Genomic DNA, 22,901 nt, shown 5'->3' with positions numbered 1-22,901 from the left:
CTACCATGACCCGGATTGCCCTCAACGGCCTTGGCCGAATCGGAAAACTCGTGCTGCGCGACCTCATCGACAGCGGCAGCGACGGCGAAATCGTGCTGCTCAATGATCCCGTCGGCGATGCCGAACAGCACGCGCTTCTGATGGAGTTCGACTCGGTCCATGGCCGATGGCCAACGCCCGTGGACCATGCGCCCGACGCGCTGGTGCTGAATGGCCAGGCTATCCGTCTCACCCATGAGAAAACCATCGACGCGCTGCCCCTTGCCGAACTCGGTGTCGATCTGGTGATCGACTGCACAGGCGTGTTCAAGACCGCAGACAAGATCGCGCCTTATCTCAAGGCCGGGGTCCGCAAGGTCGTGGTCAGTGCCCCGGTCAAGGATGGCGGCGCGCTCAACCTTGTCTATGGCGTCAACCATCACCTCTACGACGGCTCGCAAACCATCATCACCGCCGCCTCGTGCACCACCAACTGCCTCGCGCCGGTGGTCAAGGTGCTGCATGAGGCCATCGGTATCCGCCACGGCGCGATCACCACGATCCACGACGTGACCAATACCCAGACAATCGTGGACCGGCCCGCGCGTGACATGCGCCGCGCGCGCTCGGCGTTGACGAACCTCATCCCCACCACGACCGGCAGCGCCACGGCGATCACGCTGATCTATCCCGAACTCACCGGGCGGCTGAACGGTCACGCGGTGCGCGTGCCGCTGCTCAACGCCTCGCTCACCGATTGCGTCTTCGAGATGGACCGCACCACCAGTGTCGAAGAGGTCAACGCGCTCTTCCAGGGCGCCTCCGAGGGCCCACTTGCGGGCATCCTCGGGTTCGAGACGCGCCCGCTCGTCTCGTCCGATTATACCAACGATCCGCGCTCCTCGATCGTGGACGGGCTCTCGACCATGGTCGTGAATGGCACACAGGTAAAGGTCTACGCCTGGTACGACAACGAATGGGGCTATGCCTGTCGGCTTGGCGACATCGCCCGCATGGTTGCGACCTCGCTGTGACGGAAGCCGTCAATCCGCTGCGCGCTTACGGTGCCGTCACGGCGGCCTATTGGGCCTTCATGCTGTCGGATGGCGCGCTGCGGATGCTGGTTTTGCTGCATTTCAACACGCTCGGCTTTTCGCCGGTGCAACTCGCGTGGCTCTTCCTGCTCTATGAGGTGGCGGGGATTGTCACCAACCTCGCCGCCGGCTGGCTTGCCGCGCGCTTCGGGCTTGCCGCGACGCTCTATGGCGGGCTCGCGCTTCAGATCGGGGCGCTTGTGGCGCTGGCGCAGCTTGACCCAGAGTGGGGCATTCCCGCCTCGGTCGCCTTCGTGATGGCGGTGCAGGGCGCGTCGGGCGTGGCCAAGGATCTGGCCAAGATGTCCTCGAAATCCGCCGTCAAGCTGCTCGCTCCCGCCGGGGTTGGCGGACTTTTCCGCTGGGTCGCCACCCTCACCGGCTCCAAGAACGCGGTCAAGGGCGCGGGCTTCTTCCTCGGCGCGGCGCTTTTGGGCCTTGCGGGGTTTCACGCGGCGGTCTGGAGCATGGCGGGGGTGCTGGCGGTTATTCTCGCGGCGGTGGTGCTGTTCCTGCCCGCAGGACTGCCGGGACGCATGAAGCCCGCCGAGGCCTGGGGCGGCTGGCGCTCGCGCGATGCCCGCGTCAACCGGCTCAGCCTTTCACGGATGTTCCTGTTCGGTGCCCGTGACGTGTGGTTTGTAGTGGGCATCCCGGTCTATTTCCAGATGGTTCTGTCGGACGGCACCGATGCGGGGCGGCGAGAGGCGTTCTTTCTGGTGGGCGGCTTCATGGCGCTCTGGATCATCGCCTATGGCGCGGTGCAGGCGCTCGCGCCACGGCTTCTGGGGGCACAAACACGGCCCGAATCCGCGATCACCGCGCGCGCGATCCTTTGGGCGGGGCTCTACGTTTTCAGCTCGCCCAAACCGCGAAGGGTGATAATCTCCGACATGACCGTCCTCCTTTGTGGATCATCGCAGACCCACCCTGGCACATTGATGCCGTCGGGGGGCGGTCACATCATCAATGCCATCAGAAGATCATAACGACTGGGTGGGTCAGATCTCGATGAAAATGCCGGGTCAGTTCTCAGTGACAATCAACAAAACAACGCAGCACTACGCCGGGCCCGGGAGCGACTCGCCCATTACGGCATCTCAGTAATTGCACCGGACCCCGAAGTTCCTTCTTGAAAGTCAGATCAGAGAAACAACAATACCGCTATCGGAACAGTGATGAAGGCGGCCGTGCAGACATGCAAAAATGTACGGCGACTGACCATTTCCAACCCGGTAATCGCGGCATAGAGCCAAGCGATCAGACCTACTCCTACCAAGGTGTCAAACGCGGCTTCAGGTCCTACTGAGGTGCTTCTCATAAGTATCGCCGACATGAATGCCAGCGTTCCGCCCAAGGCGATTACAAGCGCAAATATCACGGTGTCGGATTTTGTGGCGTTCATCACGAATGATCTGTGCAAGGTGTGCGGCGGTAACCGGCTGATCGTTTCCTATCATGGGGCTTCGTCGGAGAACAGGGCGCATTGCGTTTTTTTCACGAATAATTCCGTCGCATTTGCGCAGACGCACATATGACTTTTCACATGGCCTGCACAAAACCGTGACCCAAGACACCTTAAGGGAGGAAACAAACATGGCCGAAAAGGCAACAGACACGCCGCAAAATCCGGGCCCGGTCCCAAAAGACTGGGTGCCGGGCCTGATTGAGAATTTGCGATTCGATCTGCCGGCGGGATTCATTCTTTTCCTGATCGCCTTGCCGCTGAGCCTTGGCATTGCCATTGCATCGGGTGCGCCACCGATTGCCGGGGTGATCACCGCCGTGATCGGCGGGGTGATCGGCGCGCTGATCAGCGGATCGCATGTGACGATCAACGGGGCGGCGGCGGGCCTGATTGCCATCGTTTACGGTGCGGTCAACGGGCTGGGTTTCGATCCGGCCACTGGCGATGTGGATCTGATCCGGGGCTTTCGTGCGGCGCTTGCCGTCGGGGTCGTGTGCGGGATCATCCAGATCGGCATGGGACTGCTGAAGCTTGGCAAGATGACCAATATATTCCCGCTCAATGTGGTGCATGGGATGCTCGCGGGGATCGGCATCATCATCATGGCCAAGCAGGTTCATCTTGCGGTGGGCGTGGATTTCTCGGGGGGAATGATTGCGACGATCGCGGCAATTCCGGCAAGTTTCGCCAATATGGTGCCTTCGGTAGCCTTGATCGGTGGCATCAGCCTCGGACTGATGATCCTGTGGCCCCGGCTGGGCAGGATCGCGCAATTTGTGCCGGCCCCGCTGGCGGTTGTCATCGTGGCGATCGGGCTTAGCAAGGCGCTGTCCGTGCCCGACGCATTTCTGGTCAGCGTGCCGACCAACATTGCCGACGCCTATCTTTCACCGGACTGGAGCCAGGTGGCGACGCCGCTGTTCTGGAAATTCGTGGTCACCTATGTGTTCGTGGCCAGTCTCGAATCGCTTCTGACCGCCGCGGCAATGGACAAGATGGACCCGTGGAAACGTCGGTCCGACATGAACCGCGAACTGATCGGCAAGGGGGCCGCGAATACGCTGTCGTCCTTTGTCGGCGGTTTGCCGATGATCGCCGAGGTGGTGCGCTCTTCCGCCAATATCATGAACGGCGCGCGCACCCGTTGGGCCAACTTCTTTCATGGGGTGTTTCTTGCCGTGGCTGTGGTTGCCATTCCGCAGCTGCTCAACATGATCCCGCTTGCGGCCCTTGCCGGGATGCTAGTGTTCATCGGCTTTCGTCTGGCCCACCCCAAAGAGTTTATCCACGCCGCCAAGACCGGAAACGAAGAGGTTTTCTACATGGCGGTGACGGCGGTGCTGGTGGTGGTCGAGGACCTGCTGATCGGCGTGATCGCGGGCTTTGTACTGGCACTGGTCATCAATGCCGTGCGCGGGGTTCGCGGGGTTAAGGCCCCGACCGAGATCACTGACGCCGGAGAGCAAGTGACGTTGAAGCTGCGCGGCGCGCATGGGTTCCTCAACTTCCTGTCGCTGCGCGGCGTTCTGGATGACCTGCCGCCTGGAAAGGCGCTGACGCTCGATCTGTCCGAGGTGCGCTACATCGATCACACGGTGCATGAGCAATTGCATGACTTCGAAGGCGAATACGCCCGCACCGGGGGCAGCGTGCGGGTGATTGGCAAGGACCGGCTTAAATCCCTTGCCGAAAGCCATGTCGCCGCGCTGCGCGCGACATCCTGATCACGGCGCGTGCCGCGGGCCCTCGGCCTGCGGCACGACCTTGGCTTGATCCGACCATCGAAAAGGAATGCCGACATGGGCGCTTCGACACTTTTGCTCGTTCTTCCGGTGCTTGGTGCTTTGGCCGCAGCGCTTGTTCCGGCGGGGGCTGACGGGCGTGGGCCGCTCAAGGTTGCCATCGGGGCGGCTGGTGCGACGCTGATCCTGACGCTTGCGCTGGCCTTGCGGTTCGACACGGCGGGGGGCGAACAGTTCACCACGCGACTGCCCTGGGTGCCGGAAATCGGCGTGGTGTTTCACCTTGGCCTTGATGGCGTGGCGCTGGCACTGGCGGTTCTGACTGGGCTGTTGACGCTGATCGCGCTGATGGTGGTTCCCGCAACGATGACCAGGGCCGAGCGCCCGTTCCTGATCTGGTTTCTGCTGCTTGAGGCTGCGGTGATGGGAGTGTTCGCGGCGCGCGACTGGTTCCTGTTCTATGTCTTCTGGGAGCTCGCGCTCATTCCGATGTTTTTCCTGATCGGCATCTGGGGCGGCACTCGCCGGGCGCAGGCCGCGTATTCGTTTTTCATGTATACGCTGGCGGGATCGGTGGTGATGCTGATCGGCCTGATGGCGGCCTATGTTGAGGCGGTCGCGCAGGGCGCGGTTCATGGTTTCGAGATGACGGTGATCGCCGAGGTAATGCGCAACGCGCCCATTGAACTGCAAAGCTTCGTTTTCGTCTGCGTGGCGTTGGGCATGGCGGTGAAGGTGCCGATTGTGCCGCTGCATGGCTGGTTGCCGACCGCCCATGTCGAGGCGCCGGTGCCCGCCTCCATCATGCTGTCTGGGATTTTGTTGAAGATGGGCGGCTATGGCCTGTTGCGGCTGGCCGATATGGTGCCCGGCGCGTTCGAGATCTTCGGGGCGATCATTCTGGCGCTTGGTGTGCTGACCATCGTCTACGGCGCGGTGCTGGCGTTCCGCCAGGACGACCTCAAGGCGATGATCGCCTATTCCTCGGTCAGCCATATGGGGTTCGTGGTGCTGGGCATCGGTTCGCTGACCGAGATCGGATTGCGCGGCGCGGCGGTGCAGATGTTCAGCCACGGGTTGGTGACGGCGGCGCTTTTTCTGCTGGTGGGGATTGTTTATGCCCAGACCCACAGCCGCAGCCTGATCCGGTCTACGGGGCAGGCGCGCAATGCCCCGCGCTTCAGCGTGCTGCTGACCATGACGCTGTTGGCGTCGATGGGTCTGCCGGGCCTCTCGGGTTTTGTCGGCGAGTTTCAGGTGTTCATGGGCGGGATTGAACGGTGGGGTCTGACGGCGGCGCTTGCCGGGATCGGTCTGATTTTGACGGCCGCGTTTTCGCTGCGAGTGTTTCGCAGGATGGTTCTCATGCCAGTACCGCGTGATAGCGCAGTGCTGCGCGATCTTGGCACGCTCGAATTGGCCGCGGTGCTGCCGCTTGCTGCACTCATGCTCATACTCGGGCTTTTTCCGGGCCTGATTTCCACCCTTGTGGCTGCGGACATCGCTGCCGCCCTGCATCCCTGAACGATCGGAGGACACGATGGCGACTACAACAAAGGCCAAAGCGCGCAAAACCGATACGCAAGAGCAAATCACACAGGCGGATCGCGTGACTCATCTCCGTCACGCAATCCACCACACCGCCCATATGCTGAGCGAGCAGGGGCCGATGAACATCACCTTCGTGCACAACAATACGTTGCTGGGGTTGCAAAAGCAGCATTTCCACGACGCGATAGAGACATCGCGTCATGCGCTTGGCCTTGATGGCTACCTGCCTGATCACCAGTATCTGGCCGCCTTTGCCGCTGGGCGGATCACCGAGGCCGACCTTGATGACAGTCTGGCCATGCAACCCGATCTTGGCATCGGGGCCGGGATTGCCACGGTGGGCATGCGCGAGATCAGCCGGGGTGACGTACTCAAGGCGATATTGCGCAGCGATGCCGCGCCACGGCGCCCGCTGGCCGTTCTTGACAACGCCTTCGATCCCGAGGTGGGCAATCTTGATTTGGGGCCGGAAACCGAGCGTTTGCGCACCGAACTGGCCGCGATGGGGCAGGGTGTGATCGAGGGTATGCGCGCAAGCGTCGGACGCGATCAGACGTTGGGGGAATGGCTCGGCGCGCATTTTGGCTTGCCCGTAGTGCGCGTGATCTCGGATACCTGTGCCAGTCAGACCTTGCCCGCCGGTGCGATCAAGGGACAACAGGCACTGGCCGCCATGGGCATTCCGGCGGAAAGGTGGAGCAATTATCGAGAGCGCGCCGCGCAGCTTTGGGGCGACAAGGCCGACGAGGCGCTTGGCATAGAGGTGCGGATCGTCTCCCGGATCGCCGAACACCTGATTTTCCGACGCGGTGATCTGGGTTCAATATCGGTTAGCCTCGCGGCTCAACCCGCAGGTACGGGGCTGCGCGCCCTGCGAGCGGAAATCGGGCGCGATCTGCGGCTCGACGAACCGCTCGGGCCGTTCGATCCGGTCACGATGTCCGCGCGCCCCGCACCCGGCGAGGAGGTGGCGGATGCCATCCCGGTCGGGCTGGTCGAACGCGTTACGATTGGCCGGGTTCTGGACACGCTCGGCGCGAAGGTGCCGCCCGAGCTTCTGACCGGGTTGCGTGAGACCCGGTCGCGCGGGGCGCTTCCGGAGGCCATCGTACCCACGCTGCGCGGGCTTGCCGACGGCATCAAGGATACCGACCTCAGGCGCGCGCTGCGCACATTGCTTGCGCGGGATGCGCAAACCGCGTTCGACGCGGCCTGTGCGGATGCGACAACCGGATTGGGTGACGCCTTGCGCGGCGGGCGCAACCTTGCGGATGTGGTGCAGGATCTGACGGGAATCAACGTCGTGACCAAGGTTAATGCCGCGATGATCCGCCACCTGTCGGCTTTTACCGATGAAGGGCTTGCTTCGCTACGAATGCCGCGTCGGCACAAGGGGTTGTTTGCCGCGTGGCGGCTGGCTGTGCTGAGTGATCCGCTGTTGCGCCTTGAAGGTGGCGGCAATTGGCAGGGCATGCTGGCCGCGCTGCCGGAAGATCCGGCCGAGGCGCTGGTATCCATCCTTGACCGGATGGGCATTCCCGATGAGGATTGGCAAGTGTATCTGGGGCGGTGCCTTGCACAGCTCAAGGGCTGGGCCGGGATGATGTTCTGGATGGAAATTCATCCCGCGCATTACAAGCAAAAACAACAGCCGGCGGATACTATCCAGTATCTTGCCATCAGGCTTTTCACCGAAATGGCGGTTCTCGACCGTATTCTTGAAGAGATCTGCGGCATAGGCGCGAACCTGCCCGCGTTGGCGGATTGGTCGGGGCGCAATGCCCCAGAGGTGTTCTTGCGTCTGGCGCTGCATCGCGGGACGCTGGCTCCCGATCTGGCCGAGGCGGCATCGCTAGTCTTGTCGATGCGCCCGCCGACACGGGCAGAGCGCGAGCGTATCGCAGCACTTGCGCGGCGGCACTGGCTGGTTGCAAGTGCCGAGGCGGCGCGCGAGGCTGCGGCGCAGGACATAGACCGCGTCACGCGGGTGGCGGTGCATCTGGGCCTTAGCCCTGCGGATTTTGCGGAGAACCCCGGCCTTGCACAGGTGCTGCTGACAGAGATCGACGCCCTGACGCCGCGCACCATCAGCCGCATCTGGCTGGAGGCTTACGAGGCGCATTATCGTGATGAGGTGCTCAATGCGCTGGCGCAAAACAGCGGGCGCGGGCGCTGGATCGCCGGACGTACCCGCCGCCCCCGCGCACAGCTGGTGCTGTGCATCGACGAGCGCGAAGAAAACGTCCACCGCTATTTCGGAGAGCTCGACCCCGAATACGAGACCCTTGGCGCTGCCGGCTTCTTTGGCGTGGCGATTGCTCATAGCGGGCTGGGGGATCACGACATAACACCGCTGTGTCCCGCTGTGGCGACACCGGGCCATCGCACCGCCGAGGTGCCGCGTGACGCCGCGCTGGACACGGTGTGGCCGATCGCGCGACGGCGCAACGGCCTGATCGACGCCTTTGGTCAGGTCATGTGGGAGACCAAGCGCAATCCGGTCGTGGCGTTCCTGACTACGCAGGTTACCGGGCTTTTCCACGCGGTGCCGCTGGTGGGGCGTATCTTCGCACCGCTCGGGTATCACCGGATGGCGGAAACGGCGGTGGGGCGCGTTGTTCCCGATGTGCCCACGCGCCTGACCCATGCGCGGATCGAGGCGCAGGAGCTGGACCGTTACGGCCTCCACGAGGCCGGTCTTCCCTACGGGTTCGACGTGTTGGAAGGGGCCGACCGGATCGAGGCCCAGCTGCGGAACTGGGGGCTGACCCATAATTTCGCGCGCATCGTCGTCACCTGTTCGCACCGGTCCTTCAGCGTCAACAATCCCCATGAGAACGCGCATGATTGCGGCGCCTGTTCGGGCAAACCCGGTGGTGTCAATGCGCGGCTTTTCGCGGCGCTGGCCAATGATCCGGCGGTGCGCGGCGAATTGCGCGCCCGAGGCATCGATATTCCCGAAGACACCTGGTTCGTGGGGGCCGAGCACAATACCTGCAACGACGATTTCCTGTGTTTCGACATCGAGGACATCCCCGCCGCCCTGCATCAGGACTGGGCGATGGTGCGCCGCGACCTGGACGAAACTTCGCGCCGCGCCGCGCGCGAGCGCTGCCGCCGCTTCCGGTCCGCGCCCAAGGATGCAAGCCCTGAGCGGTCGTGGGCACATGTCAAGGCCCGGTCACAGGATCTCAGCCAAGTGCGGCCCGAATGGGGGCACGCAACCAACGCCTTCGCTCTTGTGGGTCGTCGAGCGGTGACGCAGGGGCTGTTTTTCGACCGGCGCGGGTTCATCATCTCCTACGATCCCACGCAGGATGATGATGGCACCATCCTTGAACGGATCCTGCTGGCGGTGGGGCCGGTCGGGGCGGGGATCAATCTTGAATACTATTTCTCGACGGTGAATCCCGACGGCTACGGATCGGGCACCAAGGTTCCGCACAATGTGGTCAGCATGATTGGGGTGATGCCCGGCGCGCAGGGCGATCTGGCCACCGGACTGCCACGACAAATGACCGAGGTGCACGAAGCGATGCGTCTGCAACTGATCGTTGACGCACCGCTTGCCGTGCTGGGCGAGATCTATGGCCGTCAGCCGGGAATTCAGGAACTGCTCAACGGGCAATGGGTGCATCTGATTGCCCATGATCCCGACACCTGCACGTTTCATCGCTTTGTCCCCGGCGTAGGCTTTGTGCAATGGGACAAGCCCCTGACGCCTCTGCCCGAGGTCGATGACAGTTATGAGTGGATCCGTGGCAAGCATGACTGCTTTTTGCCGCCCGCCCGCATTCGTGAACCAAAAGCCCGCTGGGATGCGGGGCGGAGCTGATGGAGAGTTTGATGGATAACGTATTGATTGCATTGATGCTGCTGCCGCCGCTTCTGGCCGCCGGGTTGCTTGCCGCCAGTCTTTATGCCGGTGACAAATGGCTGTCCTGGCGTCAGGTGCAGGCGATTTCCTTCGCCGCCACCGGGGTTGCAGCCTTTGCCGGTCTTTGGCTGCTGGTCGCAACCATATCCACGCCCGCCGTGCGTACGGTCACGGTCATGCCCTGGTTCGAGATGGGCGGGCAAGCGGTTGATCTGGCATTCCGACTTGATCCCTTGTCGGCGGTGATGGCGGCAATGGTGACGGTGTTCGGCTTTGTGATTTGCCGGTTCTCAATCAACTACATGCACAACGAGATCGGCTTTACCCGGTATTTCGCCGCCTATGTGCTGTTTGTCGCGGCGATGCTGGTGCTGGTGCTGGCGGACAATCTTGTGTTGATGTTCCTTGGCTGGGAAGGGGTAGGCCTGTGTTCCTATCTTCTGATCGGGCATTACACGCAGCGCGCGGCGGCGGGGCGCGCGGCGACCGAGGCGTTCGTGGCAAACCGGGTCGGTGATGCCGGCCTGATCCTGGGCATCCTTGTCCTTTATGCCGGTGCGGGCACCGTGCGGTTCAGCGAACTGCCCGAGGCGATGGCGGCGGCGGACGCTTGGGTTGCCCCGGCTGCGGCGGCCTGTCTTCTGGTGGGGGCGCTTGGCAAATCGGCTCAGGTTCCATTGGGCGGCTGGCTTGCCAAGGCGATGGAGGGGCCAACCCCTTCATCGGCGCTGATCCATGCGGCAACGATGGTGACGGCGGGCGTTTATCTGGTGGTGCGCGCGCACCCGGTTTTCGAGGCGGCGCCGGCCGTGCTTGTCCTTGCCGGTCTGATCGGTGCGGTGACGGCTCTTTATGGCGCGCTTGGCGGTCAGGCGGCCACGGATATCAAGGGGGTTCTGGCAAATTCAACAAGTATGCATCTTGGCCTGATGTTCGTCATCTGCGGCCTCGGGGCGTATGGGGTGGCGGTGTTCTACATCGTCGCCCACGCATTCTACAAAGCCTATCAGTTCCTGACCGCGCCCTCGATCCTGCACCACCTGCACGGCAAGCTTGATTTCGAGACCCGCACCGATCCCGCGCCCTTGCCAAGCGGTGTCGGCGTGGCATTGCTGGTGGCGGTCGCGTTGGTCTTGACGCCACCGGTGCTGGCGTTGGCGGGGGCTGAATTGACGATGGGCGCAGCGCTTGCGGTGTTTGCCGGGGCGGCGTTGCTAGCGGTCACGTTGCTGGGGTGGATGGCGATCTCGTCGGTGAACGATGCGCTCGCGGATCACGCAGGCGGGCACGATCACGCGCAGGAGGCGCAGGCCTCAACCGGCCTCGGTTCGGCGGGGGGCGCGGTGATCACGGTGCTGATCGCGGCAGCGGGCGCGGCGTTGTTGCAACTGTTGCCGGGGGGCGCGGATGGCAGTTGGTTTCATGCCTTCCTGGGCCTGCCGCAGGGCGCGGCCCTGGGCGGCGCGCCTGGCCTGACGGTGTTGCTGGCGCTGATGCTGGCGGTTCTGGCAGCGCATTCGGTGCTTTCGACGCTGCTGTTGTCGCGCGCGGCACCCGAGGCGGCGCTTGGCTCTCATCCGCTGTTGCGCACGCTTTATGCAGCGGCCTCGAACCGGCTGTGGATCGACGCGGTGATACAGGCCCGCATTCTGCCGTTTGTGTTTGATCTGTCAGAGCGTCTGGCGCGGCTTGATTTGCGGCTCTCGCGCGGCACGCTGGGCGGCGCGGCGAATGGCGCGGCGCGCGCGGGCGATGCGGTGGCCTGGCTTGATACCGTGCCGCGGCGCGCGGCGGAAGCGCTGCCCGGTGCCATGGGGCTGCATCTGGCTGAGGCCACGCGCCATGTGGAGACGCAAGCGACCACCGGATTTGAAGCGACGGTGGACCGTGCCGCCACCCGTCTGGGTCACGCGGCCATTCTCGTGGAACGCGCGCTTGGCCGTCCGGTCGTCAGCATCGGGTTGATCATTCTGGTGGCGCTCGCCGCCCTGGCAGGAGCGTGAGATGGACATGACCAACCTTTTCGCAATGGAACAGATCGGGTTTCCGGTGCTTTCGCTTGCACTTTGGGCCCCGGCACTGGCCGCGCTAGCGCTCTGGACCGGGCGGGCGGGCGTCGTCGTGCGCCAGTTCGCCCTTGCCGCAGCGGCGGTGCAGGTGCTTGCAACCTTCGCCATCGCGCTGTCGTTCGAAAGCGCGCATGACGGTTTGCAAATGGTCGAAAGCCTGGGCCTCTACCGCCTTGGCATTGACGGGGTCAGTGTGCTCTTCCTGCCGCTTACGGCGATTCTGACCCTGCTTTGCCTGCTTGCCTCTGGCCCGCGCGACTGGCGCGGCGCGCAGGAGGGCGTGCCGCAAGACAGCGACGAGCGCCATTACTATGCGGCGCTGCTAGCGCTGTCAGCGGGGTTGACGGGCGCATTCATCGCCGCTGATATCCGGCTGTTTTGGGTGTTTCTGTCGCTGGAGGGGGTTCCGGCCTGGTATCTGCTGCACCGCTTTGGTCACTGCGGGCGGTCGCGCAACGGGGTGGCGCGTGACTTTGCCGTGATCATGGCCATGGCGGCAGGCCTGTCGCTGATCGGGCTGGAATTGCTGATCGGGCATCTGGGCGGCGCGGGGCTGGAACTGCTGGCGCAGGCGTCTATGCCCGCCTCGGCGCAAACCGTGATCTTCGTACTGCTGGCACTGGCCTTTGCCATTCGCGCGCCGCTGTTTCCGCTGCATGGCTGGTTGCCGAGGGTATTGGACAACGGGCCGATCATGGGCTTGGGGGTGTTTTTGGTCGGGCTCAAGATCGGCACCTACGGGTTTTTGCGCTTTGTCATCGCGCCCCTGCCCGAGGCGGCCGCAGCGCATGGCTGGGTGCTGGTGGCACTTGGCGGGATCGGGGCAATCTATGGCGGCGTGATGGCGCTTGTTCAGACCGATCTGCGCCGCCTGCTGGCCTTTGCCAGCATTGCCCATATGGGGGTGATCGTGATCGGGCTGTTCTCGCTCAATGCGCATGGAATCGAGGGCGGATTGTTGCAGATGCTGTCGATCGGCATGGCGATGGCCGGGCTTTACATCCTGGGGGCGTTCATCGCCACGCGGGTGCCGCGCCCAGACATCAGCCATATGGGCGCGCTGGTGTCGCGGGCGCCGTGGCTGGCGGGGACGTTCCTTCTGATCGCGCTTGCGGCAGTGGGTATGCCAGGCACCTCCGGGTTCAATGGCGAGCATCTGGTGGTGATCGGCGCCTATGAGGCACATTGGAGCTTCGCGTTTCTTGTGGGGGCCTCGACGGTTCTGACGGCAGCCTATCTGCTGCGGTTCTTCCAACGCGCCTTCATGAACCCCGCACAGGCTGAGGCGAAGGACCACGCTTTTGACGATCTGACCGGAATCGAGCGCGCCATTGCCGGATCTCTGACCGCGATGGTGCTGATCGTCGGGCTTTACACCGGCCCGTTCATCGGCCTGACCCGCGCCAGCGTAACCGTCATCGTCGAACGTGTGCCGCAGGTGCCGCACGCCCCTGCCATGGCGGGGCGTGCGTTCGATCATGCGTCCATCGCCACAACCGAAACCGACAACTGAAGGAACCGGACCCATGCAGGACATGACCTTTTCAAGCGCGCCCGGCTTTCCGATCCTGAGCCTGATCATCCTCGCGCCGCTTCTTGCCGCCGTGGCCGCAGCCCTGATGCGCGATCCGCGTCAGGCGCGCAAGACGACACAGGCCGGAGCGGCGACAAGCCTTGTGTTGTCGATTGTAGCGCTGGTGGCCTTTCGGGCGGATTTTGCGGGCATGCAGATGACCGAGCGGCTGGCATGGTTGCCCTCGCTCGGGATCGACTATGCGCTGGGGATCGACGGCATCAGCGTGTTGTTCCTGCCGATGACGGCGCTGGTGTTTCTGGCGATTCAGTGGGTCGCGCCCGAGGCGACACAGAAACGTAATCGCTGGGTGGACATAAACCTGTTGATCCTGCTCTCGGCCACCCTTGGGGCATTTGCCGCAACCGATGCGATTCTGTTCTTTGTGTTTTTCGAGATGGCGCTGGTGCCGGGGTATTTCCTGATCAAGCTGTCGGGCACCGCACCCGATCCGGCACGCGCCGCCCGTAATTACATGGTGGTCATGCTCCTAGGGTCGCTGCCGGTACTCGCCGGGCTGGTGATGGCCGGGCTGGGCGCGGCTGAGGTGACAGGGCAGCTAAGCTTCGACATGGCCGCCTTGTCGCGGTTTGCCCTACCCGAGGGCGCCGAACTGGCGGTCTTTGCCTTTCTGGCTTTCGGCTTTGCCATCAAGGCCCCGGCGCTGCCGCTGCATCTGTGGGTTGGCGCAAGCGTCGCGGCGTCGCCGGTGTCGATGATGGCCTGGCTTCTGGGGGTCAAGCTTGGCACTTACGGGTTCTTGCGGTTCGTCATCCCGTTGGCACCCGGCGCGGCGGCGGAGTATGCGCCTTGGGTCATCGGCGTTGAGGTTGTTGCCATTCTCTATGCGGGCCTCATCGCGCTTGGTCGTCGCGACCTGCGCAGCCTTTTAGTGTTTTCCTCGATCGGCCATGTCGGGCTGATGACGGCGGCGGCGTTTTCAGGTACGGCGGATGGCTGGCGCGGGGCGATCATGATGATGCTGAATGCGGGCATTGCCACGGCCGGGCTTGCGCTTTGTATCGGGATGATAGAGCGACGGCTGGGTCATGCCGATGTGCGCGCCATGGGCGGGCTGATCGCCTCGGCGCCACGGTTGACAGCGGTGGTGTTCGTTGCAGGTCTTGCGCTTATCGGGGTTCCGGGGACCAGCGGTTTTGTCGGCGAGATCCTGTCGCTCAAGGGCGTGTTCGATGCCGGCTGGGGCTTTGGTCTGCTGGCGGTCAGCGGCGTTGTGCTGGGGGCGGGGTATTTTCTGACGGCCTATCAGCGCGGCTTTCTTGGGGTCGCGGCACGGCCAGCGGTTGCCGCCGCCCCCGATCTGCAAGGACGAGAGCGCATCTTTGGCGCGGGCATCATAGTATTGATCGTCGGGACCGGGCTGTTTCCGGGCGTGCCCGAAAGTCTGACCCGCGCCACGGTCGCCGCACAGATCGACCGGCAGACAACCCTTCTGGCAGACCGGCAGGCAGCATCCATCATGCTTGCCGCGATGCCAGAGACCGCGGCGGGAAGGGAGGACATGTGACGATGTTTCAAGTTCCTGGTTTCTATCCCTTTCCGCCCGGTTTTCCAATGCAACGGAGTGCGCCCCAATGATCGCTGCATCCTTTTCGCCGTTTCTGGCCTTGATCGTCTCGCTTGGGGGGGTTGCGGCCATGGGTTTTGCCCGCAATGGCGCGCGCCTACGCAACGGGCTGATCATCGGTTCGGCCATTGTGCAAATGCTGGTTCTGGCCAGTATGATCCCCGCCGTGGCGGCGGGGCAGGTCATGATCTACGAGGTCTCCACCTTCTTTCCCGAGGCCAGCCTTGCCTTTCGGGTCGATGGGCTGGGGCTGACATTCGCGCTGATTGCATCGGTGCTGTGGCTCGCCACGTCGATCTATTCGTTCGGGTATCTCGATGTTCTGGCCTCGCCCAATCAGACACGGTTCCAGGCCCTGTTCGCGCTGACCATCACCTTTACGGTCGGGGTGGCCTTTGCCGCCAACCTGCTGTCTCTTTATCTGTTCTACGAGGCAATGACGGTGGCGACCTATTTCCTTGTTACCCATGACGACACCGATGAGGCCCATGCCGGCGGGCGGCGCTATCTGGCCTATCATCTTGGCACCTCGATTGCCTTCCTGCTGCCCGCGATCGGGCTGACATGGCATCTGGCGGGAACGCTGGAATTTGTGCCCGGCGGGGTTTTTGGCGGGCTGGACATGAAAGCTCATCGCGCGCTTTTGATCGTGACTTTCCTGTTGTTTCTGGGGGGCAGTGCCAAGGTTGCGCTGATGCCGTTGCATGGCTGGCTTCCGGCCGCGATGGTGGCGCCGGTTCCGGTATCGGCGCTGTTGCACGCGGTGGCGGTAGTCAATGCCGGGGCTTACGGGATCCTGCGGGTCATGACCGATGTGTTCGGCCCGGGCCTGATGACCGGGCTTGGACTGGATCAGATCGGGATCTGGCTGGCATCGTTCACCGTGGTGGCGGCGTCGCTTTATGCGCTGCGGCTTGATAATCTCAAGGCGTTGCTGGCGTTTTCGACGATTGGTCAACTGGCCTATATCGTGCTGGGCGGTGCGCTTGCCAATGCCGAGGGCACGATGGGCGGGATGTTGCATATCCTCAATCACGGGGTATCCAAGATCACGCTGTTTCTGTGTGCGGGCGCGATCTATGTGGTCACCCACAAGAAATACGTCTCGGAAATGCACGGGCTGGTGCGTGAAATGCCGCTGACGGTTCTGGCCTTCGCGGTGGGCGCCTTCAGCATGATCGGATTACCGCTGACGGCGGGGTTCATCTCCAAATGGTATCTCTTCGCGGGCGCGCAGGGTGCGGGCAGTCTGGTCGCGGTGATCGCGCTTATCCTGTCGAGTTTGCTGGCGGCGACCTATTACCTGCGCACCCTTGCGGTGTTCATGGGGTGGCGGTGCGGGGCGACGTCCGGAGGGTTCGTGCCACCCCCGGCGCTTGGGCGCGAAGTGGACGGGCGGATCCTGTGGCCCATGCTTGCCTGTGCGGCGGCGACCGTGGGCCTTGGCATTCTGCCCGAACAGGCGGCGTTGCCGCTGTTGTCTCAGGTGACAGAGGCGGTGTTTGCGCGCTAGGCTGGGGCATCCGACCTGACCCGCGTATGCAGACAGGTCACGAGTATGGAAAGCGCGCCAAATGAGGATCCTGATCGTCGAAGACAGCGAAGGCATCGCCACGAACCTTTTTGACTTTCTGGAAGCGAAGGACAATGAGGTTGACTGGGTGCAAGACGGCTATGCCGCACTTGGCATCTGCGAGGCCGAGGAGTTCGACGTCATCGTGCTTGACCTGCTGTTACCTCGTCTGTCCGGGCTTGAGGTCTGTCGGATTCTGCGGCGGGAACGTCAGGTCGACGTGCCGATCCTGATGTTGACCGCTCTTGATAGCGTGACGGACAAGGTAACCGGTTTTGGCGCGGGTGCCGATGATTACCTGGTCAAGCCGTTCTCGTTGGAGGAACTGTGGGCGCGGCTTCAAGCGCTTGTCAACCGACGCATCGGAGCGGTCACCCAACGCGCTTTGTGCGCCGGGCCGATCCGCTATGACCCGCAATCGCAAACCGTTCAGGTCTTGCAACAGGAGGTGATCTTGCAACCCAAGTGCCTTCAGATCCTGATTGCAATGCTGCGAAGCCCGCAAAAAACGTTCAGCCGATCCGAGATAGAGCGCATCGTTTGGGGCAATGACGAGATGCGATCGGAGGCGGTGCGCGCGCATATGTCAACCTTGCGCCGCGCCCTGACCATGGACGGCCGGCCACCCGCGATCCAGACATTGCACGGTCTGGGTTACCGGCTTTCGCCAGACCTCATGGCCGGGCCAGAGGGCTGAGCCGGTGTATCGCAAGGCACTGACCATCCCACGCTCGCGGCTGGCCACGCAGTTGACACTGTTCGTCGTCTTTGCGGTGCTGGTATCGGTGACAACGGCCTATCTGGTGGTTCTGCGTTCGGAACAGGCGTTTGAATACCGCAAGGCCGAACGGCGGGCCGACACGTTGATGGACGCGCTGATTGGTGGGCTTGACCGGATCGACGGCGTCGCCTGGGTGGTGCCCCCGCGCGATGGAACCACCCCGCCCGCGCCCGCGCAACTTGTCCTGTTGCAGCCCGGTCATCACCTTTTGACGCGCGAGGATGGTCCGGTTCATGCCGTTGTGCGCCCCCTTGACGGCGACCGGCGCGCCATCGTGCTTTACGGCAGCGCCCCGCATGTTGAACAACGCGGCACGCTCTTGCGGCTTTTGGGCGGGGCCGCGCTTGTGCTGGTGGCGGCAACGGTCGCGCTGTCACCGTGGTGGGCAGGCCTGTTGTTGCGGCATGATCCGGTTGTGCGCCGTCGTTTCGGCCAGCAAATGACCGATGCGACGCGCGAAGCCTTTCGCACCGAAGATGCCACCATTTCGACACTGGCGCGCACTTATACCGAATATGTGCGCCTGCTCTATGATCCCGCGGAACGCTCGCGCGAATTCATCGCCAATATCGCGCATGAACTGCGCACCCCGCTGACGCTGGTGCGATCGGGATGCGAGGTCATCGCCGCCGCGCCCGAAATGCAGAGTCGTCACGCCCGCAGGCTGACGCAGATGATCACAGCACTCGACCATATGAACGAGACGATTGGCAGCTTTCTGCTTTTGGCGCGCGAGGGCGATTATGGCGCGATGACGCAGGTCCGGATCGCGGAGGTTTTTGCCGAGATGATCGCCCTTCACAGCCATGAAGCAATGGAAGGTGGGGTCGAGATCATTGTGGGCTCATGCGATAAACTTCCGGTCGAGGCACAACGCGAAGCTTTAGGAATTGTGGTGTCGAACCTCTTGCGCAACGCCATACGCCACGGCGGGCATCCGGGCGTAATCGAACTTTCCTACACTTCAGGCCGGATTACCGTCACCGACAGTGGTCCCGGCATCTCGATGGAAGATAAGCAACGCATATTCCGGCCGTTCTTTCGTGCGGGGCGTGCCGCCGAAGAGGGCACATTTGGCCTTGGGCTGGGGCTTGCCATCGTCAAACGGGTCTGCGAGGCCTGCGGATGGGAGATCGACGTCACTAGCCGCGAAGGTGGCGGCACGCAGTTTTGTGTGATTGTTGGAAAGTAGGTGTAGCGACCTGCAAAACCGGTTGTACCTCGCTCTGGGTGAAATCGGTCGGATCGAACGCACGCTCTGCATGCTCGACTGGTGTCGCGCAGCCCTTAATTCATTCACCACACTACACGACTCTCTTTCGTTTTGGGATTGATGGCCATGGATCGAATGCGGCCAGTGGGTCGCTTCTCAGGAGCCTTCGAACCTCGTCGAAACCGGTCCGGAACCAGGACTTGGCGTAATGACCATGGGTCTTGCGTTTCAGCGTTGCCCTGCCGATGAGCGCGGATGCGGTCTTGTTGGTCCAGGTGATGGCGAGGGCTGCGATGGCCAGCAGCAGGCTGAGCTTGCGGCGATCTGCAGCCGGGTGTCCTCTAGGTTCAACCCGCGCGTCTTGCCACCGCCGGGATCATGGCGCTGGCAAGCTGGCTTGCCGCGCGGCGGCTGAGCACGGTCTGAGGCCACGAAAAAGCCCCGTCACGACCGGCGCGACGGGGTGAGGTGACGATGCCCGGGAAGTCAGGCCCCGGACATCGGCAGTGTTTCCGGATCAGTTGGGCCGCTCGCCCATTTCCGAACGGATCTGCTGGCGCAGCACGTCGATGGGCACGCTCTTGCCGTCGCGCCTGAAGCACCAGTAGGTCCAGCCATTGCACGAGGGCGCGCCTTCGAGATGCGCGCCGACCTGATGGATAGAGCCGTTGACGCCATCGGCCACCAGCGTGCCATCGGCGCGCACCTTGGCCGCCGCCTTGCCGTTGATCGAGGTCAGCACCTCGCCGGGCCGCAGCATCCCGCGCTCGACCAGCGTACCGAACGGCACACGCGGCTCCGCGCGTTTCGAGGCCGACACCATCAGCGCCTCACGGTCATAGCGCCGCACGCTTGCCAACCGCTTCTCGGCCACGACGCGATAGGACGCCTCGCGCTCGATCCCGATATAGTCGCGCCCCAGCATCTTGGCCACGGCCCCGGTCGTGCCGGTGCCGAAGAACGGATCAAGCACCACGTCGCCCGGATTGGTCGTCCCCACGATCACCCTGTGCAACAGGCTCTCGGGCTTTTGCGTCGGATGCGCCTTGTCGCCTTTCGCATCCTTGAGCCGCTCATGCCCGGTGCAGATCGGCAGCACCCAGTCAGAGCGCATCTGCACGCCCTCGTTAAGCGATTTCAGCGCCTCGTAATTGAAGGTATATTTCGCCCCTTCCTCGCGGCTGGCCCAGATCAGCGTCTCATGGGCATTAGTCAGCCGCTTGCCGCGAAAGTTCGGCATCGGATTGGCCTTGCGCCAGACCACATCGTTGAGGATCCAGAACCCGGCATCCTGCAACGCCGCACCGACCCGAAAGATGTTGTGATAAGAGCCGATGACCCAGAGCGCGCCATTGGGTTTGAGCACCCGCCGCGCCGCTGCCAACCAGTCGCGCGTGAACCGGTCATAGGTGGCGAAACTGTCGAACCGGTCCCAGGCGTCATCCACCGCGTCAACGGCGCTGTTGTCAGGCCGGTGCAGATCGCCCCTGAGCTGAAGATTATAGGGTGGATCGGCAAAGATCAGGTCAATGCTCGCCTCGGGAAGGCCATTCATCACCTCGATGCAATCGCCAGCCATGATCGTGTTGAGAGGGAGCGCGGCTGCGCCCTTGGTCTTGGTCATTGTCGTCATTCTCTGCCTCTGTCCCGGCGCTTTGGCGCTCTGGTCGTTGGCCCCGAGAATGAGTCAAACACGATTCGCGGTCAATTTCTTTTTTGAATCATTAGGTTAGTTATTTATCTTGATACAAGATATTGTGGATGGGGCGGAACGAACGCCTATGATGGGGGCTTATCCCCAAATCTAGAAGGGCCTGTTTATGCGCCTTTGACGGGTAACCGGCGTTGTGTTCCCAGCCATAGCCGGGAAACTGTTGCGCCAAATCCCGCATCAGCGCGTCGCGCACCTCCTTGGCCACGATAGAGGCCGCCGCGATCGAGAGACAAAGCGCGTCGCCGCGCACCACCGCGCGGCCGGGCATGGCCAGCCCCTCGGGCAAGCGATTGCCGTCGATAAGCGCGAAACCGGCAGGGCGCGAAAGACCATGAAGCGCGCGCACCATCGCCAGATGCGATGCGCGCAGGATGTTGAGCAGGTCGATCTCCTCGACCGAGGCATGAGCGACCGAAACCTCCGCCACCTCGCGGATCCGCGCGGCAAGCACCGTGCGCCGCGCCGCGCTCAACGCCTTGGAATCGTTCAGCCCCTCGGGGATATGCGCGGGATCTAGGACCACCGCCGCCGCCGTTACCGGCCCCGCCAGCGGCCCGCGCCCGACCTCATCCACGCCTGCGATGCGGGTATGGCCAAGCGCCAGCGCCGCCGCCTCATGGGTAAAGTCCGGGGCGCGCGGCACCTCAGGCAACCATCTGTTCCGCCTTGCGCAGATCGACCGAGACAAGCTGGCTCACCCCCTGCTCGGCCATGGTCACACCAAACAGCCGGTCCATCCGGCTCATGGTCACGGCGTGGTGGGTGATGATCAGGAACCGCGTCGCGGTGCGGCGGCACATTTCGTCGAGCAGATCGCAGAACCGCGTGACATTGGCGTCGTCAAGCGGCGCGTCCACCTCGTCGAGCACGCAAATCGGCGCGGGGTTGGCCAGAAACACCGCGAAAATCAGCGCCAGCGCCGTCAGCGTCTGCTCGCCCCCCGACAGAAGCGAGAGCGTCGAAAGTTTCTTGCCCGGCGGCTGGCACATGATCTCCAGCCCCGCCTCCAGCGGATCGTCGCTTTCGACCAGCACCAGATTGGCCTCGCCCCCGCCGAAAAGGTGCCGGAACAGCAGCGTGAAATTGGAATTAACCTGCTCGAACGCGGTCAGAAGCCGCTCGCGCCCCTCGCGGTTGAGGCTGGCGATGCCGCTGCGCAGGGTGCGGATCGCCTCTTCCAGATCGGTCTTTTCCTTGACGAGCGTGGCATGTTCGGCCTCGACCTCTTTCGCGTCCTCCTCGGCGCGCAGGTTGACCGCGCCCAGCGCCTCGCGCTGCCGCTTCAGCCGCGCCACATCGGCCTCGATCGTGTCGGAGGCGGGCAGCGTGTCAGGGTCTGCCCCAAGGCTGTCAAGCAGCGCCTCGGGGGTAATCCCGACCGCCTCGGCGATGCGCTCGGCCGCCAGATCGCGGGTCTCTCGGGCGGCCTCGGCGCGGGCCTCGGCGCGCGCGCGGGCCTCGCGTGCCTCCGATGCCAGCCGCTCGGCCTCGCGCTCACCGCTCGCCGCCTGCCGCGCTGCGCCCTCAGCCGCCGAAAGCGCATCGGCCGCCGCCGCGCGGCGCGCATCGGCGCGGGCAATCTCGTCGGACAGTTCCGCGCGCTTGGCGGCCAGCAACTCGGGCGCCCCGCGCGCCTCGCTCAACTCCGCTTCCGAGTCCGCCTTGCGCCCAGCCAATTCGGCGGCCCGCTTCTCCGCCGTCTCCAGCCGGTGCCGCCAGCCGCTTACCTCCTTCGCGATCTCCTGACGGCGCGCGGTGCGCCGCTCGCCCTCGCGGCGCAATTCCTCCGCCGCCGAGCGTCGCGTCATCATCGTCATGCGCGCCGCCTCGACGGTGATGCGGATATCGTCAAGACCAGCGCGCGCTGCCGCCAGATCGCCCAGACCCGCCAGCACCGCCTCGGCCTCCGCCAATGCCTTGCGCGCGGCGATCGCCTCGTCCTCGTGGCGGGTCACGGCAAGGCCCGAGGAGTCAAGCTTGGACGCCGCAAGGTTGCGGTCGGCCTCGGCGCGGCTCAGTGCGCGGCTCGCGGCGTTGACCGCGCCATCGGCCTCGCGACGTGCCTCGCGGGCGGCGCGGTCAGCCTCGGTGCACGCCGCCAGATCGGCACGCAGCGCCTCATGCGCGCGCGCCGCGCCATCGGCCCGTGCCGTGGCGTGCTCGAGCTGCTGCTTGAGATCCTCCAGCCGGTTGAGTTGCTCAAGCCGCAGCGCGGCGGCCGACGGCGCATCCTCGGCCCAGGCGCGGAATCCATCCCAGCGCCACAGATCGCCTGCCCGGCTGACCAGACGCTGACCGGGCCTCAGAAGATGTTGCAGGCGGGGGGCATCTTCCGGCTCCACAAGGCCGATCTGCGTCATTCGCCGCGCCAGCACCTCGGGCACCGAGACGTGGTTGGACAATGCCGTGACCCCCTCAGGCAGCGGTTGCGGCGTGGCATAGCCGGGCAAAAGCGCCCAGCCCGAAGGCCCGTCCGCCGCCACCTCGGGCGCACGCAGATCGTCGGCCAGCGCCGCGCCAAGCGCCTTCTCGAAACCTTGCTGCACCTGAAGGCGATCCATGATCTGCCCGCCCTCGGCGGTGTCGCGGTCCACCAAGCGCGCAAGCGCGTTAGCCTCGGCGCGCAGCGCACCCGTCTCGCCCTCGGCCTCGGACCGCGCGGCGCGCGCCTCGGCCTCG

15 protein-coding genes are annotated in these 22,901 nt (G+C 63.9%); 11 read left to right on the top strand and 4 right to left on the bottom strand.

All coding sequences use genetic code 11. The features are described from left to right. The first annotated feature begins 5 nt into the window (after window positions 1-5). Together KAK09_RS15000 and KAK09_RS14995 are read left to right on the top strand one after the other, a co-directional pair. Window positions 6-1,013: an ArsJ-associated glyceraldehyde-3-phosphate dehydrogenase gene (locus KAK09_RS15000; protein WP_210879754.1), complete on the top strand. Its 1,008-nt coding sequence runs from the start codon at window positions 6-8 to the stop codon at window positions 1,011-1,013. Beyond that, a complete protein-coding gene (locus tag KAK09_RS14995; protein ID WP_336244468.1) occupies window positions 1,010-2,062 on the top strand; it encodes an MFS transporter in 1,053 nt (350 codons plus the stop codon). Before KAK09_RS15000 ends, KAK09_RS14995 begins: the two co-directional genes overlap by 4 nt. A 155-nt stretch (window positions 2,063-2,217) precedes the next feature. Here the strand turns inward: KAK09_RS14995 and KAK09_RS14990 are convergent, their stop codons facing one another. Then, window positions 2,218-2,478, bottom strand: a complete 261-nt coding sequence (locus KAK09_RS14990; protein ID WP_210879753.1) for a hypothetical protein — start codon at window positions 2,476-2,478, stop codon at window positions 2,218-2,220. A gap of 248 nt (window positions 2,479-2,726) precedes the next feature. Between KAK09_RS14990 and KAK09_RS14985 the strand changes: the two genes are divergently transcribed. The 9 genes from KAK09_RS14985 (at window position 2,727) to KAK09_RS19080 (ending at window position 18,487) form a co-directional block, all read left to right on the top strand. After that, window positions 2,727-4,265: a SulP family inorganic anion transporter gene (locus tag KAK09_RS14985; protein ID WP_210879752.1), complete on the top strand. Its 1,539-nt coding sequence runs from the start codon at window positions 2,727-2,729 to the stop codon at window positions 4,263-4,265. Window positions 4,266-4,340: 75 nt separating this feature from the next. Continuing rightward, window positions 4,341-5,807, top strand: coding sequence for a complex I subunit 4 family protein (locus KAK09_RS14980; RefSeq protein WP_210879751.1), 1,467 nt, complete (start codon window positions 4,341-4,343; stop codon window positions 5,805-5,807). 85 nt (window positions 5,808-5,892) lie between these two features. Next, entirely contained in the window at window positions 5,893-9,669 is a 3,777-nt protein-coding gene (locus tag KAK09_RS14975) for a putative inorganic carbon transporter subunit DabA (protein ID WP_210879750.1), read from the top strand. 11 nt (window positions 9,670-9,680) lie between these two features. Continuing rightward, window positions 9,681-11,714 carry a proton-conducting transporter transmembrane domain-containing protein gene (locus tag KAK09_RS14970; RefSeq protein WP_210879749.1) on the top strand — a complete coding sequence of 678 codons (2,034 nt, stop codon included), beginning with the start codon at window positions 9,681-9,683 and terminating at the stop codon, window positions 11,712-11,714. A gap of 1 nt (window position 11,715) precedes the next feature. Then, window positions 11,716-13,293, top strand: coding sequence for a complex I subunit 4 family protein (locus KAK09_RS14965; protein WP_210879748.1), 1,578 nt, complete (start codon window positions 11,716-11,718; stop codon window positions 13,291-13,293). Between the two features lie 13 nt (window positions 13,294-13,306). Beyond that, window positions 13,307-14,881: a complex I subunit 4 family protein gene (locus tag KAK09_RS14960; protein ID WP_210879747.1), complete on the top strand. Its 1,575-nt coding sequence runs from the start codon at window positions 13,307-13,309 to the stop codon at window positions 14,879-14,881. Window positions 14,882-14,948: 67 nt separating this feature from the next. Beyond that, the gene (locus KAK09_RS14955; protein ID WP_210879746.1) at window positions 14,949-16,454 is read left to right on the top strand and encodes a proton-conducting transporter transmembrane domain-containing protein; all 1,506 of its coding nucleotides are present in this window, start codon (window positions 14,949-14,951) and stop codon (window positions 16,452-16,454) included. 61 nt (window positions 16,455-16,515) lie between these two features. Then, a complete protein-coding gene (locus KAK09_RS14950) occupies window positions 16,516-17,211 on the top strand; it encodes a response regulator transcription factor (protein WP_210879745.1) in 696 nt (231 codons plus the stop codon). 4 nt (window positions 17,212-17,215) lie between these two features. Beyond that, window positions 17,216-18,487, top strand: a complete 1,272-nt coding sequence (locus KAK09_RS19080; protein ID WP_210879744.1) for an ATP-binding protein — start codon at window positions 17,216-17,218, stop codon at window positions 18,485-18,487. A gap of 538 nt (window positions 18,488-19,025) precedes the next feature. On the opposite strand, the gene KAK09_RS14940 is transcribed toward KAK09_RS19080, so the two are convergent. From KAK09_RS14940 to KAK09_RS14930, 3 genes are all read right to left on the bottom strand, one after another. After that, window positions 19,026-20,141: a site-specific DNA-methyltransferase gene (locus KAK09_RS14940; RefSeq protein WP_210879743.1), complete on the bottom strand. Its 1,116-nt coding sequence runs from the start codon at window positions 20,139-20,141 to the stop codon at window positions 19,026-19,028. Between the two features lie 100 nt (window positions 20,142-20,241). Then, the gene (locus KAK09_RS14935) at window positions 20,242-20,865 is read right to left on the bottom strand and encodes a ribonuclease HII (protein ID WP_210879783.1); all 624 of its coding nucleotides are present in this window, start codon (window positions 20,863-20,865) and stop codon (window positions 20,242-20,244) included. A 1-nt stretch (window position 20,866) separates the two neighbouring features. Next, on the bottom strand, window positions 20,867-22,901 hold a 2,035-nt coding region (locus tag KAK09_RS14930), incomplete at its 5' end, for a chromosome segregation SMC family protein (RefSeq protein WP_418895540.1).

The sequence above is a fragment of the Roseovarius autotrophicus genome (genome assembly GCF_018069895.1).
GTDB classification, from domain to species: Bacteria; Pseudomonadota; Alphaproteobacteria; order Rhodobacterales; family Rhodobacteraceae; genus Roseovarius; species Roseovarius autotrophicus.
This window is presented reverse-complemented; position numbering and strand designations above follow the sequence as displayed.

Coding starts and splice junctions, on each gene's coding strand:
- KAK09_RS15000 (WP_210879754.1), top strand. CDS start 6: ATGACCCGGATTGCCCTCAACGGCCTTGGCCGAATCGGAAAACTCGTG.
- KAK09_RS14990 (WP_210879753.1), bottom strand. CDS start 2,478: ATGAACGCCACAAAATCCGACACCGTGATATTTGCGCTTGTAATCGCC.
- KAK09_RS14980 (WP_210879751.1), top strand. CDS start 4,341: ATGGGCGCTTCGACACTTTTGCTCGTTCTTCCGGTGCTTGGTGCTTTG.
- KAK09_RS14970 (WP_210879749.1), top strand. CDS start 9,681: ATGGATAACGTATTGATTGCATTGATGCTGCTGCCGCCGCTTCTGGCC.
- KAK09_RS14965 (WP_210879748.1), top strand. CDS start 11,716: ATGGACATGACCAACCTTTTCGCAATGGAACAGATCGGGTTTCCGGTG.
- KAK09_RS14960 (WP_210879747.1), top strand. CDS start 13,307: ATGCAGGACATGACCTTTTCAAGCGCGCCCGGCTTTCCGATCCTGAGC.
- KAK09_RS14955 (WP_210879746.1), top strand. CDS start 14,949: ATGATCGCTGCATCCTTTTCGCCGTTTCTGGCCTTGATCGTCTCGCTT.
- KAK09_RS14950 (WP_210879745.1), top strand. CDS start 16,516: ATGAGGATCCTGATCGTCGAAGACAGCGAAGGCATCGCCACGAACCTT.
- KAK09_RS14940 (WP_210879743.1), bottom strand. CDS start 20,141: ATGACGACAATGACCAAGACCAAGGGCGCAGCCGCGCTCCCTCTCAAC.